The following is a 1,286-nucleotide window of genomic DNA, read 5'->3' as shown; positions in this document are numbered from 1 at the left end:
TGGTCCTCTGTCAAGAAAGTAGACACTCAATAAGAGTATTTAGTTAATCTTGTTGTAGTACATTTCCTCAAATCGATCCGGCGATTCGTAACCCAAAGAACCATGGATTCTCTTTCGATTGTAAAAGAGCTCAATGTACTCAAACATTTCTTGTTGCGCTTGGTCTTTTGTTCTGAAACGTGTACAGTAAATAAACTCTTTCTTCAGTACGCTGTGGAACGACTCGATGCAGGCGTTATCGTAGCAATTGCCTTTCCGACTCATGCTAGCTCGCATGCGATACTTCGTTAGACGCTTACGGTATTCTTCTGAGGCATACTGTGAACCACGGTCAGAGTGGTGTATCAGTCCTTTAGGCGGTTTCTTAGCTTCATAAGCCTGATCTAGCGCAGCCAGTACCAAGTCTGTAGTCATCCGTTCACCGAGCTTCCAACCTACAATCTTGCGCGTGTAAAGATCCATAACGCTAGCGAGATACAATCGGCCTTCACGGCACGGTACGTAGGTAATGTCCGTTACCCATATTTTGTTTGGAGCGGTTGTCTTAAAATTCTGGTTGAGCACGTTCGGCGCAATGGGTTCGTTATGGTTGGAGTCTGTCGTTGTTACTCTGAATTTTTTTGACACGCATGACCGCAGTCCGTTCTCATTCATGAGAATGCCGACTAAACGCTCGGACACGTTCCACCCCTCTCGTCTAAGTAACTTCGTGATTTTAGGGGCACCATATCGGCTGCAGTGATCCAGAAAAAGCCAAGTAATGCGTGCCAGCAACGTCTTTCGACGCTTTTGGTAACTATTTTCTTTTGCCTTCTCCTGTAGCCATTTGTAGTAACCACTCCGTGATACTTCAAGTATGGTGCACATCTTCTCCAGTCGAAACTCGGAGCGGTGATCTTCGACAAACTGGAACCTTAGTTCCTTTCTTTGCTGAAGATGTGCATGGCCTTTTTTAAAATAGCGATCTCTTCTTTAAGATCTTCAATCTCGGTGGCCTGCTGCTCGATTCGATCATCTTTTTGACGGAGGGCTTCCCGATCGACCAATGGTTCATTTTCAAACTTACGATGTTTCGCTAACCATTGATGTAACGTTCCTGCTGGGATGTTTAGTTCTTGTGCTATCTGCGGTACACTTTTCGTCTGTTCTTGAATGTACTTGACTGTCTTTTCTTTATACTCATCACTAAACCGCTGCCTGCTCTCACCCATACTAGACACCTCTTCCTCTTTGTTGTTTATTATCTGCATTCTCTTATGAGGTGTCCACTTTTTATTCTAGCTGCA

General features: G+C 44.5%; 1 protein-coding gene and 1 pseudogene. Both read right to left on the bottom strand.

Going from position 1 to position 1,286, the window contains the following annotated elements; all coding sequences use genetic code 11:
• Window positions 1-39: 39 nt before the first annotated feature.
• Window positions 40-903 (bottom strand): annotated as a pseudogene (locus E0496_RS31895) (IS3 family transposase); the annotation flags it as partial.
• Window positions 904-914: 11 nt separating this feature from the next.
• Window positions 915-1,211, bottom strand: a complete 297-nt coding sequence (locus E0496_RS36310) for a transposase (RefSeq protein WP_206669925.1) — start codon at window positions 1,209-1,211, stop codon at window positions 915-917.
• Between the last annotated feature and the right edge of the window lie 75 nt (window positions 1,212-1,286).

It is taken from the genome of Paenibacillus luteus, assembly GCF_006542765.1.
GTDB lineage: Bacteria > Bacillota > Bacilli > Paenibacillales > Paenibacillaceae > Pristimantibacillus > Pristimantibacillus luteus.
This window is presented reverse-complemented; position numbering and strand designations above follow the sequence as displayed.